We start from the raw sequence: 16,531 nt of genomic DNA on the forward strand, positions 1-16,531 counted from the left end.
CAACCCTAAATATTGCCTCCAATCAGTCCGAATTTAGGTCTATATTTAGTCCTATTGACATGCCAGCCCGAGGAACGGAGATGAAGCCCAGCCAGGTGAAGCCCATTAGCTATCTGAAGAGCCACGCCGCTGAGATCGTCCGCGAGATCACGGAAAGTGGCGAGCCGATGCTGATCACCCAAAACGGTGAAGCCCGGGTCGTCGTGCAGGACGCACAATCCTACGAGGATATGCAACAAACGTTAGCACTTCTGAAGATTCTGACGCTAGGGCGCAAGGACATCGAAGCCGGTCGCTACATTCCGGCGAGTGATGTTTTCACTGAACTGGAGCAGATGGACAAGGACGACGGTATTGCATGAAGGCCGTCTTCCTCCAGTCGGCGCGGACCGACATGCAAGACATTCGACGTTACGTGATCGCCAAATTCGGCCCGAAGGCCTGGCGTGAAACATCGGCGAAGATTCGCGACGATATTGAACAACTCGAGGCATTTCCCCGAAATGGGCACGTTCCTCCTGAGCTCGCGGAACTGGGCTCTACGAACTATCGGCAGATAGTAAGCGGCATGAACCGCATCATCTACGAGATTGACGATCCGATGATCTATATCCATTTGATCGTCGACACCCGCAGAGACCTGAAGGACGTTCTGGCCAGGCTTTTGCTGCGGGCCTAAGCCTCCCCGCGCTCCCCGAACACGCGCTTCCACAACGCCAGCACGGCCTCGCGCTCGCGCTCCACACGCGCCGGATCGACACGCGCCTTCTCCATCCCGTCGAGCCGCAACTGGTGCTGCAGCTTGCGATACAGCCGGTACGCCGAGCCTATCGTCTCGGCCTCCTCCTCGCTCATGAGCCCGAAGCGCGACACCTCGCGCAGCAACGCGATATTGCCCGTGTTACGGATCAGCTCGGGGTCCTGCGCCGCATGCAGCAGCACCCAGTACTGGACGAGAAACTCGATGTCCACCATGCCGCCGCGGTCATGCTTCAGGTCGAAGAGTTCGGTGCGGTTCGGGTGGCCGTCTTCCACGCGCTGGCGCATCTCCACGATTTCCTTCGCGAGCGGCGCGGCGTCGCGCGGCGTGGTCAGCACCTGCACGCGGATCGCCTCGAAGGCGCTGCCGATCGCCACGTCCCCGGCCGAGAAGCGCGCACGCGTGAGTGCCTGGTGCTCCCAGACCCATGCCGTGTTCGCGGCGTCGCCCTCGCGCAGCTGGTAGCGGCGGAACGCATCGAGGTCGGTCACGAGCAGGCCCGACTCGCCGTTCGGCCGCAGGCGCAGATCGACGTCGAACAGCGTGCCCGCGCCGGTGGCCGTGGTGAGCCACGTGATGAGGCGGCGCGCGAAGGTCGCGTAGATCTCCGAGGCGCGCTCGTCCTCGTCTTCGTACAGAAAGATGATGTCGAGGTCCGACGCGTAGCCCAGCTCCTTGCCGCCCAGCTTGCCGTAAGCGATCGCCGCGAAGCGCGGCACCTCGCGATGGCGTTTGGCAAACTGCTTCCACACGGTCTCAATGGTCACGCCGAGCACGGCGTCGGCAAGCTCCGAGAGCCGGTCGCTTACGTGCTCCACCGAGAGCCGCCCCGCCAGGTCGTTGAGCAGGATGCGGAACACCTCGGCCTGGTGCGCGTGACGCAGCAGGTCCATCTGCTGTTCGACGTCGGCGGCAGCGGCGAGCCGTGCGCGCAACAGACGCGAGAATTCAGGCCAGTCGAAGGGCGATGCAACTGCCTCGTCGTCGAGCAGTTCGTCGAGCAGTTGCGGATGGCGGATCAGATAGCCCGCCGCCCAGCGAGAGCCGCCCAGCACCTTGAGCACGCGGCTGAGCGCATCCGGATATTCGCAGAGCAGCGCGAGATACGCGCCGCGCCGGATCACGGCTTCGAGCAGGTCGAACATGCGCGCGAGCGTGTCGCCGCGCCGCTCGCGCGGCTCGAGCGTGCGTGCAGCTTCGAGCGCGCGCTGCGCGACGCTATCGAAGCGCTCGCGGCTCTTCTCGGGCAGCCCCGCGTAACGCGCCGACTGCCAGAGTCCGCGCAGGCGCGCGAGCAGCGGCGCCGGGTCGTCGATACCCAGTTCCGTGAGACGTTCGAGCAACGAGTCTTCGGCGCCCTCTTCCATGAGCGCACCGCTCCAGACCCATGCCGCCGCGCCGTCTTCCGAGGCGCCACAGCCGCCCTCGCCGCCCATCTTGTCGGAGAAAATCTGCACGAACTGGCGCTCGACGTTGTCGCGGTGGCCGTCGAGCGTCGTCATCAGCGCGGCATAGTCGGCAAAGCCCATCGACTTCGCGAGCGCCGCGCGCTCCTCGGCGTCGACAGGCATGGCGTGCGTTTGCGCATCGTCGCGGTATTGCAGGCGATGCTCGAGGTCGCGCAGGAAGTTGTAGGCGCGCGCGAGCTCGCCGCACACCTCCGGCGCGATCAGTCCGCGCGCGGCGGCGTAGCCGAGCACCGCGAGCGTCGGGCGCACGCGGAAACCCGCGTCCTGACCGCCGCGAATGAGCTGGAACACCTGGGCGCTGAACTCGATCTCACGAATCCCGCCGCGCCCGAGCTTGATGTCGTCGGCCTTGTCGGGGCGCATCATGGCGCGCCGCTGCGCTTCCTGGCGAATCTGCAAGTGCAGCGAGCGGATTGCGCTGATCACGCCGAAATCCAGGTAGCGCCGGTAGACAAATGGCTTCACGAGCGAATCGAGCTGACGGGCAAGACGCAGCGCGCTGTCGCTCTCGTCCTCGGAAACGAGCCGCCCCTTGATCCACGCATAGCGCTCCCACTCGCGGCCCTGCACGTAGAAGTACTCTTCGAGCATGCCGAGGCTGCACACGAGCGGCCCGGAGTCGCCGTTCGGGCGCAGACGCATGTCCACGCGAAACACGAAGCCATCGGCCGTCACGTCGGAGAGCGCGGCGATCAGGCGTTTGCCCACGCGCGTGAAGAAGTCCTGCGTAGCGATGGGCGCGCGCTGGCCTCCCGTGGTTTCGCCGTCGTCCTCGTAGACGAAGATCAGGTCGATGTCGGACGAAACGTTCAGCTCGCGTCCGCCCAGCTTGCCCATCCCCACCACGCCGAGCGTGAGGCGCTCGCCGCCCGGGCCGCGCGGCTCGCCGAAGAGCGTCTCGAGGTCGGCGCTCACGCAGGCGAGCGCGCGCTGGATCGTGACTTCGGCGAGATCGGTCATGCCGCCGGTCACTTCGGCGACGTCCGCCACGCCGCCGAGATCGCGCTCCATCACCGCGCAGATCACTTCCACGCGCAACTGGCGCAGGACCCTCTTCAACTGCTCGTCGTTGAGCGCCGCGCCAGGCGCGGCGTTTGCTTCGGCGAGCAGTTCCCCGCTCAACGCGTCGAGCCGCGCGACGATGCGTTCGCGCGAGAGCGGTGCCGCGGCCAGCGCCTCGACCTGCGCCGCGAGGCCAGGGCGCGCGGCGTAAGCCCGTGCTGCATAGCGGGAATAGCTGGAACTCAGAAGAGGGATGTCAGTCATGAAGTGCTGCTTGCCGGGAAGGTTCGCTGTTCGCTGTTGTGTCGCTGCGCGCGCCTGGGTTGATGACGGTGTCGATGCGACGATGCCGATCTCGACGGTTCGACCGCGAGGGTTCGCCCCGCGCCACGCATGCACCGCCCACGGGCTCTCGCGGTTCGCCTCGCCGATGCGTCCGGCATAGCCGCCACTGCAGTGCAAAAAATCATGCGTGTCACGCGCCGAGCGGCCATCCCGGCTTCCCCGGATGGGCCTTCTGACGGCCCTCTGTGATACATTTCGTCGTTAGAACGCAACGCTACCATACCCCACCCGCCGCAGCATGTCCGAGCGAAACGATCACGCCGGCCTACCCCAATCTGGACATGCCAGCCAGGCGACCGAGCCAGGGGGTCCGCACCATCATCATCCGGTCCTGCGCCACACACTGCGCGTGCTGGCGATCATCGCGCTCGTCCTGTATTTCCTTGTCTCTGTCCTGCTGCTCGGTCTGCGCTATGTCGTGCTGCCATACGTGGACAACTTGCGTCCGCGCATCGAGCAGCTCGTCTCCTCGAAGATTCACGCCGAATTGCGCATCGGCAAGCTCGCGCCGCACTGGTCGGGCTTCCAGCCCGGCATCGACGTCACTGATCTGACGATTCGCGACCGCCACGGCAACATCGCGCTCGACGTGCCGCACGCCACGGCCTCGGTGTCGTGGCGCTCGGTCGTGCTGCTCGAACCGCTGCTCTCGAGCATCGTGGTCGAGCAGCCCGACGTGCACATCGCGCGCGAGGACGACGGCACGCTCACCGTGGCGGGCGTGCCGGTGCCCACCGCACACACGGGCAACGCCACCTTCACGACGTGGCTCATGCGCCAGCAGGCCGTCGTGCTGCGCGGCGGCACGCTGCGCTGGCACGACGCCACGCGCGACGTGCCCGACCTCGCGTTCTCGCACATCCGCCTCGCGATCCTCAACGACGGGTACGATCACCGCGTCGCGCTCCAGGCGCCGGCCGAGGGCACCGTGCTGCACGGCCCGCTCGACTTCCGCGCGCACTTCACGCACGCGCACTACGCGCAGGCCGGCAAGCCGATCAGCTGGACGGGCGACACCTATCTCTCGACCGGCCCCGTCGATCTGCCCACGCTCGCGCGCTACATCAACTTCCCGATCGCCACCTACGCGGGGCGCATCGACAACTCGATCTGGGCGCACTTCTCGAACGGACGCATCCTCGAAGCGAGCGGCGCGCTGGAAGGCGCAAACGTTTCGTTGCGCACGCGGCCCACGCAGCCGCTGCTCGACATGCCGGTCGCGAGCTTCCACTGGAGCCTCGGCATCCAGCCCGACGACTACGCGCTCAAGCTGCGCGACTTGCACGCGGAACTGGGCCAGCCGCCGCTCGACGACGGCACGCCGCTCACGCGCTCGCTCGCGCTCACGACGCTCGACGCGCGCTTTCGCCAGCAAACGCTCCAGCATGGCCAACTCATGAGCGTGCGCGGCGATCGCATCGATCTCGGCATCCTCGCCGAGTTCATGCGCGCGCTGCCGCTGCCCGGTCGCGTGCAGGGCGCGCTCGTGCGCTTCGACCCGCGCGGGCTGGTGGCGAACTACGACCTATCCCTCGAGCGCGCGAAGCCCGAGTCGGGTGAAGCGGCTGCCGAGCAGCGCTCCACCAGCGTCGAGCCGGTCACCCACTATCGCTTCAAGGGCGACCTGCAGGGCATCAGCATGAATGCACAGGAGCCGGGGCCGGGGCTCACGCCGCGCGGCCACCCGCGCGCGGGCCTGCCGGGGGTCGAGAACCTTTGGGGTCACATCGACGCCGACGAGTCGCACGGCACCATCGACCTCGACACGAACAGCGTCGCCATCACGCTGCCTGGCGTGTTCGACAATCCCCGCCTCACGTTCGACCGGCTCTCGGGCGCGGCCAGATGGACCGTGGCCGCTGAGCGCGAGCCCGGCAACCGGCTCAAGGCATTCACCGTCGATGTCGCGAACCTGGGCATCGAGAACGCCGACGCGCGCGCGAAGATGACCGCGCACTACACCAACCCCGGCAAGGGACGCGGCTCGCTCGACCTCGTCGCGCATTTCGACGAGGCCAAGGTCAAGGCCATCCCGCGTTACCTGCCCACCGCCATCAGCGAGAAGACGCGCATCTATCTCGGCCACGGCCTGCAGGCGGGCCTGTCGAAGGGTGCGACGATCGAGATCCACGGCGACCTCACCAAATTCCCCTACTCGCGCGACCCAGACGCGGGCCAGTTCCGCATCGTCGCGCCGTTCACGGGCGGCCGCTTCGACCCGTCGCCGTTCCCGCCGCGCACGATGCGCAACGGCGCGCCGAACGTCTGGCCGGCGTTCGACGGCATCGACGGCGTGTTCAAGCTGCATGAGAACAAGCTGCGCTTCGACGTCGATCGCGGCCACTACCGCAACTTCGTGCTGCGCAACGTGAGCGGGCGCATCGAGGAACTGGGCATCAAGGGCTCCGATATCGTGATCGAGGGCAGCGGGCGCGGTCCGCTCGCGGACCTGCTCGACTACGCGGACAACAGCTCGATCGGCTATATCTCGAAGCACGCCACCGCGAAGGTGCGCGCGCAAGGGCAGTCCACGCTCGCACTCAAACTCACGATCCCGCGCCATCCGAAGCCGAAGGTGCTGCTCGCGGGCGCCATCGGCTTCGAGAACAACACGCTCACCGCGAAGAACGTGCCGCCGGTCTCGAAACTCACCGGGCAGGTGCGCTTCACGAACCACAGCGCCAATGTCGACCGGCTTACGGCGCGCTTTCTCGGCGGCGATCTGCGCGCGAGCGGCGGCATGCGCGACGACGGGCACTATAAGGTGGACGTGGCCGGCGACGTCGCGGTCGATGCGGCGCGCGGGCTGAACCTGCATGGCATGGCGGCGGCGGCGCTCGGGCGCCTGTCGGGCGCGGCGCCCTACTCGCTTTCGGTAGCCGGCCAGCGCGGGCGCCTGCCCGACGTGAAGGCGAACGCCGATCTCACCGGTCTCGCGCTCGACCTGCCCGCGCCGTTCGGCAAGGCCGCCGGCACGCCGATGCCGCTGAACTTCGAATTGCAGCCGGGCACGGGCACGCCCGCCGAATCCGCCGTCGGCGCCGATGCCAGGGCCGACGACGCCGCGTTCGAACATGCAGAACTCACACTCGGGCCGCTCGCCGCGCGTTACGTGATGCGCCGCCATCCGGGTCACGTACCGGAAGTCGTGCGCGGCGCGATCGGCATGAACCGCCCGGCCGATCTACCCTCGGAAGGCGTGGCCGCCGCCGTCGACCTGCCCGCCTTCGACGCCGACGCCTGGCGCGCCGTGGTGCAGCAGTTGCGCGGGACCGCGGCGGCCCAGGCCCAGGGCGCGACGCCTGCGAGCGCGGCGGCAAGCGGCGCGCGGGCGGCGGTTCCCCCGCCGCGAACCGCCGCAGAACGAGCGGCCGAGCGGATGGCTCAAAATCAAGACGCGGCCCCGGGCGCAACCTCCGAATCCGCCGTGCCCAGCGCCGCCGCTGCCGCGCCGCAAAGCCCGGCATCGGCCACTACGGCCACCACGGCGGCCGCGCCAACCGCCGCCTCGTCACCGCTCGCCCCCAACGGCGCGGTCGGCCAGTTCCTGCCTTCGCGCTTCGCGGTCCACGTCGGCACGCTCACGCTGCTCAAGCGCCACTGGGAGAACGTCGTGCTCGGCGCATCGCGCACCGGCGAGCGCGGCAACGAATGGCAGGCCAACGTCGCCTCCAACCAGGTCTCGGGCCACGTCTCGTGGAAGCCCGGCGCCGTGCCGGGCGCACCGGGCACGCTCGAAGCGCGGCTCGCGCGCCTCACCGTGCCCGCTGCCACCGAAAACGACCTGCTCGGCCAGGCGATGTCGCAGCCCGCGCAGAACATGCCGTCGATCGACCTCGTCGTGAACCAGCTCATCGTGCGCGATCGCGACCTCGGCCGTCTCCAGGTCAACGCGCACAACTTCGACGACAACGGCGTGCCGGTCTGGCAGCTCGATCAGCTCGACATCAGCAACCCGGACGCGCACCTCACCGCCACGGAAAACTGGCGCGCGGTGGGCGACACGGCAGCCAGCGAGGATTCGGCCGCAGCCGGCATGCAAACGGCGCGCCGCACGGCGCTCGATTTCCATCTCGACATCAAGGACGCCGGCGCCCTGCTCCAACGCGCCGGCCGGCCGCATGTGCTCAAGAACGGCTCGGGCACGCTCGCGGGCAACCTGGAATGGCAAGGCGGCCCCACGCGCATCGATTTCCCGTCGCTCAACGGCAACCTCACCCTTGACCTGCGACACGGCCAGATTCTCAAGGTCGATCCGGGCGTGGCAAGGCTGCTCGGCGTGCTGAGCCTGCAAAGCCTCGCGCGCTTCCTCACGACGGACTTCCGCGACGTCATCGGCGAGGGCCTGCCCTTCACGAGCGCGACGGCCACCGCGCAGATCCAGAACGGCATTGGCAGCACCAACGATTTCAAGCTCGTCACCGCCCCCGGGCGCGCGACGATGGCGGGCAGCGTCGACCTCGCGCACGAAACCCAGGACCTGCACGTGCACGTGGTGCCGACGGTCAGCGCGGGCGCAGGCGTGGTCGCGGCGGCCATCATCAATCCGCTCTTCGGCCTCGGCGCGCTGATCGGCGACGTCGTGCTCTCGCAAACGCTCGAGCACGCCTTCGCGATGGACTTCGCGATTACGGGCCCGTGGGCCAAACCGCACATCGAGCGGCTGCATGGCGATCAGGGTAAGATGGACGCGCAGGCGCCGGCCGCAGTGCACTGAATTACGCACTGAGTTGCCGCCAGGTGCGCCGCGTCGCGGGCACGCGGTATGCGTGCCATGCATCCCGAACCCAATCAAGATCTGCCGATGAGCGCTCCCCCCCTCGACCCGTTTCGCGTCGCCGCGCTGCAGATGGTCAGCACGCCCGAGCGCGAGCGCAATCTCGCCGAAGCGGACCAGTTGATCGCCGAAGCCGCCGCCGCGGGCGCGCGCCTCGTGTTGCTGCCCGAATATTTCTGCTTCATGGGTCACAAGGACAGCGACAAACTGGCGATCCGCGAGCCCCACGGCGACGGCCCCATTCAGCGTTTTCTTGCCGATGCCGCAAGGCGCCATGACGTGTGGGTGATCGGCGGCACGTTGCCGCTGAATGCGCCCGAGGAAACCCGTGTGCTCAATACCACGCTCGTGTTCGACCCGAGCGGCGAGGAGCGCGCGCGTTACGACAAGATCCACCTCTTCAATTTCGAAAAAGGCGCCGAATCGTTCGACGAAGCGCGCACGATCCGGCCCGGCGCCGAGGTGCGCACGTTCGAGGCGCCGTTTGGCCGTGTCGGCCTGTCGGTCTGCTACGATCTGCGCTTTCCCGAGCTGTACCGGCGCATGGGAGACTGCGCACTGATGGTCGTGCCTTCAGCGTTCACTTACACCACCGGCCGCGCCCACTGGCAGCTCCTGCTGCGCGCCCGCGCGATCGAGAACCAGTGCTACGTGCTCGCCGCGGCGCAAGGCGGCACGCACGAGAACGGCCGACGCACATGGGGCCACAGCATGCTGGTCGACCCGTGGGGCGAGATCGTCGACGTGCGCGACGAAGGCCCGGGCGTGGTGGCCGGCGACATCGACCTCGAGCGCATCGCCAGCGTGCGCGCGAGCCTTCCGGCGTGGCGTCACCGCGTGCTCGACTGCGCATGACGCGCGTAACGCATGCAACGCACGCGACGACTGGCCCCGCGAATGAACCCCATCGAATTCCACGCGAGTTCTCCGTTTAAGGCGCTTGATTTCGCAGCACCGCGCCCGAATCTCCATTGACAGACTTTATCGTTGATCCCACAGAGCGCATGAACATCATCGAACCCGGCATCCGCAATCTGGCGACCGCGAAGGACCTGCTCCTCACGCCCTACGGCCTCGACGAGGCAGTGCTCACGCGCACGCTCGGCGAGATCTTCACGCATCGCATCGACTACGCCGACCTCTACTTCCAGACCACGCGCAGCGAGGCCTGGAGCCTCGAGGAAGGCATCGTCAAGTCGGGCAGCTTCAGCATCGACCAGGGCGTCGGCGTGCGCGCCGTGTCCGGCGAGCGCACCGCTTTCGCCTACTCCGACGACCTCTCGCCCGAAGCGATCCGCCAGGCCGCCATCGCCACGCGCTCGATCGCCAAGGCGGGCGGCGGCAAGCAGAAGATCCAGGTGGCGAAGTCGCTCACGGGCATTACGGGCCGCGATCTGTACCTGCCCTCCGACCCGTTGAGCTCGCTCGACGCGACCGAAAAAGTGAAGCTGCTCGAGCGCATCGAAGAGATGGCGCGCGGGCGCGATCCGCGCATCACGCAAGTCATGGCCGCGCTCGCGGGCGAGTACGACGTGGTGCTCGTCGCCCGCAGCGACGGTGCGCTCGCCGCCGACATCCGCCCGCTCGTGCGCGTCTCGGTCACGGTGATCGCCGAGCAGAACGGCCGCCGCGAGATCGGCAACGGCGGCGGCGGCGGCCGCTACGACTATGGCTATTTCACCGACGACCTCCTGTCGAAGTACGTGGACGACGCCGTGCATGCTGCGCTCGTGAACCTCGAAGCGCGCCCGGCACCCGCCGGCGCGATGACCGTCGTGCTCGGCCCGGGCTGGCCCGGCGTGCTGCTGCACGAGGCGATCGGCCACGGCCTCGAAGGCGACTTCAACCGCAAGGGCTCGTCGGCGTTCGCCGGGCGCATTGGCGAGCGGGTAGCCGCGAAGGGCGTGACCGTGGTCGACGACGGCACGCTGCCCAACCGCCGCGGCTCGCTCAATATCGACGACGAAGGCAACCCCACGCAGTGCACGACGCTGATCGAGGACGGCATTCTCAAGGGCTACATTCAGGACTCGCTGAACGCGCGCCTCATGAAGATGCCCGTGACGGGCAACGCGCGCCGCGAGTCGTACGCCGCGCTGCCCATGCCGCGCATGACCAACACGTACATGCTCAACGGCGACAAGGACCCGCAGGAAATCATCGGCTCGGTGAAGAACGGTCTGTATGCCGTGAACTTCGGCGGCGGTCAGGTGGACATCACGAACGGCAAGTTCGTGTTCTCGGCCTCCGAAGCCTACATGATCGAGAACGGCAAGATCACCTACCCCGTGAAGGGCGCGACGCTCATTGGCAGCGGCCCGGAATCGCTCAAGTACGTGAGCATGATCGGCAACGACATGCGGCTCGATTCGGGCGTGGGCGTGTGCGGCAAGGAGGGGCAGAGCGTGCCGGTGGGCGTGGGTCAGCCGACGCTGCGCATCGACCGCATGACGGTCGGCGGCACGGTTTAAGCGTTTGGCCTGCGCGCATTCCATGCACGGCGATGCGGGAATTCCGCATCGCTATGCGGATTTTCTGCACATGAGTCGTTATTTGCGCAGATAATCCGCTTTTTTACCGCACCCTGCTTGCCAGCCACGAGACGGCCGGGTTATAAAGGCAACCACCCTTTCGACGTAACGAACGTTCAGACAAGACCCGCCATGTTCGCCACGAAGTTTTATTTTTACTTCTTTTGGTATCTCAGACCGCTGGCGGATCGAGAGGGTTGATAGTACGCGCAGGACCCCGAACACACGAGAAACCGCCAGCCAAGCCTGGCGGTTTTTTTTCGCCCCGCAGTTTCGACAACAGTTGCGAGCCGCACCTTCATCTAACCGAATTTGAAGCACCGTCCGAACGACGCACGCTACGCACAGGATCAGGAGAAAACGACCATGCCCCCGCACAACACCGACGATGTCCGCATTCGCGAACTCAAGGAACTCACGCCGCCCGCTCACCTGATCCGCGAATTCCCCTGCTCGGAAGCGGCCTCCACGCTGATCTTCGAATCGCGCCGCGCCATGCACCGCATCCTGCACGGCATGGACGACCGCCTGATCGTCATCATCGGGCCGTGCTCGATTCACGACACGAAGGCCGCGGTCGACTACGCGAAGAAGCTCGTCGAAGAGCGCAAGCGCTTCAAGAACGAACTCGAAATCGTGATGCGCGTGTACTTCGAGAAGCCGCGCACGACGGTGGGCTGGAAGGGCCTCATCAACGACCCGTTCCTCGACAACAGCTTCAAGATCAACGACGGTCTGCGCACCGCGCGCGAATTGCTCGTCTCGATCAACGAGCTGGGCCTGCCCGCCGGCACCGAATACCTCGACATGATCAGCCCGCAGTACATCGCCGACCTCATCTCGTGGGGCGCGATCGGTGCGCGCACAACGGAATCGCAGGTGCACCGCGAGCTGGCTTCGGGTCTGTCGTGCCCGGTCGGCTTCAAGAACGGCACGGACGGCAACGTGAAGATCGCCGTGGACGCGATCAAGGCCGCCTCGCAGCCGCATCATTTCCTTTCGGTGACGAAGGGCGGCCACTCGGCTATCGTCTCGACCGCGGGCAATGAGGACTGCCATGTGATTCTGCGCGGCGGCAAGACGCCGAACTACGACGCGGATAGCGTAAACGCCGCGTGCAGCGATATCGGCAAGGCGGGTCTCGCCGCGCGACTCATGATCGACGCGAGCCACGCAAACAGCTCGAAGAAGCACGAGAACCAGATTCCGGTGTGCGCCGACATCGGCCGCCAGGTGGCGGGGGGCGACGAGCGCATCGTCGGCGTGATGGTGGAGTCGCACCTCGTGGCGGGCCGCCAGGACCTGAAGGAAGGCTGCGAGCTGACCTATGGCCAGAGCATCACCGATGCGTGCATCGGCTGGGACGAAAGCGTGGGCGTGCTCGAAGGGCTCGCGCAAGCGGTGAAGCAGCGTCGCATTGCGCGCGGTTCGGGCAACTGAGCGCCGCACGCATCGGAGCGCGCGGTGCGGTCATTTAATGCCGCGCTGCGCGTGAATCAAAGCCGCTCTGCGCGCTCGGGCCGCACCGCGCCGATGCACAGATCGGCAATCCCGATCACGTTGCCGATGAGCCTGCCGCGCCGGTCGAGATGCGCCTCCGGGCGCACCGACTTCACGCAGTTCATGCTGAGCGCACGCAGGATGTTGCTGGTCGCTTCCTTGCGCGACATCACGCCCTTGTTGCACAGGTACATCGCGTTGACCACCTGCGAATAGCCGAAGCGGCGGCCCGAAACGCGCCCGCCTCGCAGCCCGAGGTGCACGCCGAGCAGATAGTCGCAGTACACGAGCCCGCCACGGCGCGCGAGGCGCCGCGAGAAGTCCTTGTCTTCCAGCCAGCCGTACAGCACGAGACGCTCGTCGAAGCGCAGATCGGCGATGGCCTGCGCGCGGCACGCCATGTTGCAGCCATACAGCTCCACGCAGGGCCGCAGCGGCGGACGCCGCATCACCTCCGCTTGCGCACCGTCCACGAGCGCAATGGCTTCTTCCCATGAGATCGGCTGCGTGTTCGCACCGTCGCGCAGCGTGCGGCCCGAGACGCCCACGAGATTCGCGTCGCTCTCGAACAGCTCCACGCACAACTCGATCCAGTGACACTCGGGCGCGAAGTCGTCGTCGAGGAAAATCACGATGTCGATGTCCGGCGCAAGCGCGTCGAGCGCGCGATTGCGCTGCACGCTCGAACCCGCCGTACCGATGATTTCGTTCACGCGCAGACCGTTGGCATCGTAAGGTCCGATGTCGTCTGCGCTGCTGCCAGAAAGGATGATCTGATCCGGCCGCACAGTTTGCCGCGCGAGCAGGCGCACGACCCATGCGGTGGCGGTTGGACGGCCCTTGGTCGCGATCACCACCGCGACGCGCATGCGCGCCTTCGCGCCGTTCGCGGCCACGGAAGACGCGAGATCATCGGTAGCGAGCGTTGTCATCGGTTTCTCCGCATTCCGGTGGTCGTTTCGACTCGAACCGAGGTTAGCACGAGGCCTTCGCGCCGCCAGTCGGGCCGGATTCAAGTTGTCCGAAACGATCTATTCAACGACCGATTCCAACTGTTTGTGAACAAGCACGCATGCGGGGCGTAGTGCGCCGTGTCTGCATGGCCGCGTACGGGCGAACCTTTTACCGCTTCTTTTTTCCGTTAATAAAATCCGCATTTATTGCACTTTTTCTGCGCATTTATCGATTACGCATCACCCATAGCGCGGCACCCCACGGTAAATTCGTCCAATAGCAATTTTCGGATTCCTCTTTTGATAAGACTCGCCTACAACTGCTAAAAGAGATTCGCGCAAATATGACCGACTAGCCCGCCCCACCGGAAAGATCCTCTCAACATGACTGCGTCGACACGTCAGAGCCAGCCAGTGGAACACGAGATCATCTCTTCCGGGACAACGGTTTGCGAAACCGAATCCGGCGCGCGGCTCAAACGCCCCGTGGTCTTCTACGTGCAGCCGTTGATCGCGCGCTATCGCATCGAAGTCATCGAGTCGCTAAACCGTCTTTTCTCCGTCAAGGTGTTCGCATGCTCCGAGGGCGTGGAGGCCAACGGCTTTTCGCGTGAGAAGCCCGAGTGCGACGAATTCGTCGAAACGCATATCGCGAGTTTCGCGGGCCTGCCCTCGCGGCGGATTCGCCTGCAAAGCCGCGTGCTGAGCCGCATCGTTTTCGAACGTCCCGATGCAGTCCTGATCTTTGCAGACGTTCGCTATCTGTCGCTGTGGCTCGCGCTCCTCGCCGGACGCGTCATGCGCGTGCCTGTGCTCATTCACGGCCAGGGGCTCTACCGGCACGAGAGCGCGGGGCTCGTGCGCACGGTCTGCTACCGCCTCGCGGTCGCGCTCGCCGTGCGCTACGTCTGCTATACCGAGGCTTCACGGCGCTCGCTCGTTGCCATCGGCTGCCCGCTCGCGAAGCTCGTTGTCGCGAACAATGCCCTCACGGTCTCGTGCGGCGTGGAGCCTGCCACCAAGACGGGCGCCGAGAGCGGCGTGCTGTTCATCGGCAGGCTGCGCGAAGGGTCGGAGATCGAACCGCTCATCGACGTGGTCGGGCAGCTTCATGCCGATGGCAACGACATCACGCTCCACGTGATCGGCGACGGCGAGCACGGCGAGCGCCTGAAACGCAAGTACAGCGATCGCAGCTACGTGGTCTGGTATGGCGCGGTGTTCGACGACGACGCCATCGCGACCATCAGCCGGTGCTGCCGCGTGGGCTGCTATCCCGGCTCGGCGGGCTTGAGCGTCGTGCACATGTTCGCGTTGAGCCTGCCGCCCATCGTGCACGACCGGCTGCCGCTGCACATGGGCCCCGAGCCGGGTTATGTCGAGGACGGCCGCAGCGGCTTTTTCTTCGCGCGCGACGGCGGCAAAGGAGCGCTTGCCGCCACGCTGCGGCGCATCTGGTCCATGCCGCCCGACGAAATGCGCGCAGCCGCGACCGCCGCGCACGCGGTGTACTGCCAGCTCAACTCGCCTACGCTCGGACATCAGCTCGCGGAGATCGTCGAAGCGGCGCTGCGCGCCTGAATCCCGCTTGAGTCCCTCTGCGCTCAGGCTTATTTCTGCCGCGAGACGCGATACAGCATCCATGCCGCGCACGAGGTCAGCCCGACGGTCATCGACCATGCAACGCCCGTCACACCCCACAGGTGCAACGAAGGCGGCACGGACAGGACGAGCGCCACGACCTGAAGCAGCGACGCCACCGTGACGGCGCGCGCGTCGCCAACCGCGCGCAGATACGAAGCGAGCACCGAGTTGAGCGCGCTGATCGCCATGTTGATGACGAAGATGCGAAAGAGCGGCACGGCCGACAGCCACGCGGCGCCGAGCACGAGCGAAAAGAGCGGCTCGGCGGCGAAGCGCAGTACGATCACCACGCACGCCAGCCCCGCCACGGCGATCATGAGATAGAGACGAAAAAGCCGTGCGGCCGATTGCGGACCGCCGCGATGATGCGCGGCGAACGTGGGGAAAAGATACTGCGACAGAGCGAGCGCGGCGTCGGCGAGCAGCATTTGCGCGAGCTTCGAGGACATCTGCCAGGCGCCCAGCTGCGTCGGCCCGAGCAGCTTGCCCACCACCACCTTGTCGAACTGGTTGGTGATGAGAATGATCACGCTGCTCGCCCAGATCCAGCGGCTGAAGCCCACGTAATGGCCGATGCCCGACCAGCGCAGCCGGATCGGCGGACGCGGCGAGAGCGCGATCCACGTGACGACACTCTTGAAGGCCTCGCCGATCATCATGCCGAGCAAGAGCGAGTACGGACCCGCCCCCGCGAGTGCGAGCCCGATGCCGAAAGCGCAGTCGAGACACGACGACGAGATTTCGATCGCCGCAATATGCTGGAAGTGGCGCTCGCGCTGCGTGATGAAATACGCGGGCGAGGCGAGTCCGCGCAGGAGCGGGAGCAGCGCGGCGAGTTGCACGAGGCCGATCGCGCCGCCCAGGTGGAACTGCGCGTCCATGAGCGGCGCGCTCGCGACGAGCAGCAAACCGATCAGCAGGCCCCGCGTGGCAAGCGTGGTCCAGACGGCGCCGGCCTCCGCGCGCGTGGGCGGCGACTGGCCCTGTATGACGGCCTGCGCGAGGCCGGTATCGGAGAGCGCTTCGGCAATCGCGACCGCGAGCAACGCGACGCTCGCGAGACCGATTGCGGACGGCCCAAGAATGCGCCCGATCACGAGGAACTTGACGGCCACGAGGCCGCGCACGACGACCTGCTGCAGCAACACCCAGGTTGCTGCGCCGGGTCCGAAGCCGGCCTTGATCGGTATGGCTGGCAGCCGCATTACGCGCAAAATGCCTCTCCTGTTGTCGATCTCTGAGTCGGAGCTTTCGCCCCTTTTCCCAGTTCCTTTAAACATGTTTGGGAACGCGTTTTTGCCACCCGTTCTGGACCTTACCGCGCGGCGGCGTACAGGACGCGCCATCTACCAGGTGGAATCAGACGGGGCGGCCATCCGTGGGGCGGCCAACCGCGGGGCGGCCTCTCATGGAAAGCCAATGCGCGCGGCAGCAATTCACGAATTTTCAGGCAATCGGCATATCCCCAGGTTTTTTCGGCCACTCTGCCCCGCAATCTGGCGCATGCCGCTTGCGCACCGCTGCTATTTTGTTCGTAATAATGCTCATCG

10 protein-coding genes are annotated in these 16,531 nt (G+C 66.3%); 7 read left to right on the forward strand and 3 right to left on the reverse strand.

Going from position 1 to position 16,531, the window contains the following annotated elements; genetic code table 11:
* Positions 1 to 80 precede the first annotated feature (80 nt).
* A complete protein-coding gene (locus ACOJB8_RS24585) occupies positions 81 to 362 on the forward strand; it encodes a type II toxin-antitoxin system Phd/YefM family antitoxin (protein WP_069267792.1) in 282 nt (93 codons plus the stop codon).
* Positions 359 to 679 (forward strand): type II toxin-antitoxin system RelE/ParE family toxin, encoded by a 321-nt coding sequence (locus ACOJB8_RS24590; RefSeq protein WP_475014791.1) that lies wholly within the window; start codon positions 359 to 361, stop codon positions 677 to 679. The genes ACOJB8_RS24585 and ACOJB8_RS24590 overlap by 4 nt, the downstream gene beginning before the upstream one ends.
* Here ACOJB8_RS24590 and glnE read toward each other — a convergent pair.
* Positions 676 to 3,630, reverse strand: a complete 2,955-nt coding sequence (gene glnE / locus ACOJB8_RS24595; protein WP_475014855.1) for a bifunctional [glutamate--ammonia ligase]-adenylyl-L-tyrosine phosphorylase/[glutamate--ammonia-ligase] adenylyltransferase — start codon at positions 3,628 to 3,630, stop codon at positions 676 to 678. The two genes, ACOJB8_RS24590 and glnE, sit on opposite strands and share 4 nt — an antisense overlap.
* 184 nt (positions 3,631 to 3,814) lie before the next feature.
* Between glnE and ACOJB8_RS24600 the strand changes: the two genes are divergently transcribed.
* From ACOJB8_RS24600 to aroG, 4 genes are all read left to right on the forward strand, one after another.
* Positions 3,815 to 8,293 (forward strand): YhdP family phospholipid transporter, encoded by a 4,479-nt coding sequence (locus tag ACOJB8_RS24600; protein ID WP_475014793.1) that lies wholly within the window; start codon positions 3,815 to 3,817, stop codon positions 8,291 to 8,293.
* 87 nt (positions 8,294 to 8,380) lie between these two features.
* Positions 8,381 to 9,208 (forward strand): carbon-nitrogen hydrolase family protein, encoded by an 828-nt coding sequence (locus ACOJB8_RS24605; RefSeq protein WP_069267796.1) that lies wholly within the window; start codon positions 8,381 to 8,383, stop codon positions 9,206 to 9,208.
* 149 nt (positions 9,209 to 9,357) lie between these two features.
* Complete coding sequence (gene tldD / locus ACOJB8_RS24610) at positions 9,358 to 10,824, forward strand: metalloprotease TldD (RefSeq protein ID WP_069267797.1); 1,467 nt, start codon at positions 9,358 to 9,360, stop codon at positions 10,822 to 10,824.
* Positions 10,825 to 11,250: 426 nt separating this feature from the next.
* A complete protein-coding gene (gene aroG / locus ACOJB8_RS24615) occupies positions 11,251 to 12,324 on the forward strand; it encodes a 3-deoxy-7-phosphoheptulonate synthase AroG (RefSeq protein ID WP_069267830.1) in 1,074 nt (357 codons plus the stop codon).
* Positions 12,325 to 12,380: 56 nt separating this feature from the next.
* On the opposite strand, the gene ACOJB8_RS24620 is transcribed toward aroG, so the two are convergent.
* Positions 12,381 to 13,316: a glycosyltransferase family 2 protein gene (locus ACOJB8_RS24620; RefSeq protein ID WP_475014795.1), complete on the reverse strand. Its 936-nt coding sequence runs from the start codon at positions 13,314 to 13,316 to the stop codon at positions 12,381 to 12,383.
* A 405-nt stretch (positions 13,317 to 13,721) separates the two neighbouring features.
* On the opposite strand from ACOJB8_RS24620, the gene ACOJB8_RS24625 reads away from it, so the two are divergent.
* Positions 13,722 to 14,918: a glycosyltransferase gene (locus ACOJB8_RS24625; RefSeq protein ID WP_475014796.1), complete on the forward strand. Its 1,197-nt coding sequence runs from the start codon at positions 13,722 to 13,724 to the stop codon at positions 14,916 to 14,918.
* A gap of 29 nt (positions 14,919 to 14,947) precedes the next feature.
* Here the strand turns inward: ACOJB8_RS24625 and ACOJB8_RS24630 are convergent, their stop codons facing one another.
* A complete protein-coding gene (locus ACOJB8_RS24630; RefSeq protein WP_368606745.1) occupies positions 14,948 to 16,195 on the reverse strand; it encodes an oligosaccharide flippase family protein in 1,248 nt (415 codons plus the stop codon).
* Between the last annotated feature and the right edge of the window lie 336 nt (positions 16,196 to 16,531).

Source organism: Paraburkholderia sp. BR10141 (assembly GCF_056155635.1).

Coding starts and splice junctions, on each gene's coding strand:
- ACOJB8_RS24585 (WP_069267792.1), top strand. CDS start 81: ATGAAGCCCAGCCAGGTGAAGCCCATTAGCTATCTGAAGAGCCACGCC.
- ACOJB8_RS24590 (WP_475014791.1), top strand. CDS start 359: ATGAAGGCCGTCTTCCTCCAGTCGGCGCGGACCGACATGCAAGACATT.
- ACOJB8_RS24600 (WP_475014793.1), top strand. CDS start 3,815: ATGTCCGAGCGAAACGATCACGCCGGCCTACCCCAATCTGGACATGCC.
- ACOJB8_RS24605 (WP_069267796.1), top strand. CDS start 8,381: ATGAGCGCTCCCCCCCTCGACCCGTTTCGCGTCGCCGCGCTGCAGATG.
- tldD (WP_069267797.1), top strand. CDS start 9,358: ATGAACATCATCGAACCCGGCATCCGCAATCTGGCGACCGCGAAGGAC.
- aroG (WP_069267830.1), top strand. CDS start 11,251: ATGCCCCCGCACAACACCGACGATGTCCGCATTCGCGAACTCAAGGAA.
- ACOJB8_RS24620 (WP_475014795.1), bottom strand. CDS start 13,316: ATGACAACGCTCGCTACCGATGATCTCGCGTCTTCCGTGGCCGCGAAC.
- ACOJB8_RS24625 (WP_475014796.1), top strand. CDS start 13,722: ATGACTGCGTCGACACGTCAGAGCCAGCCAGTGGAACACGAGATCATC.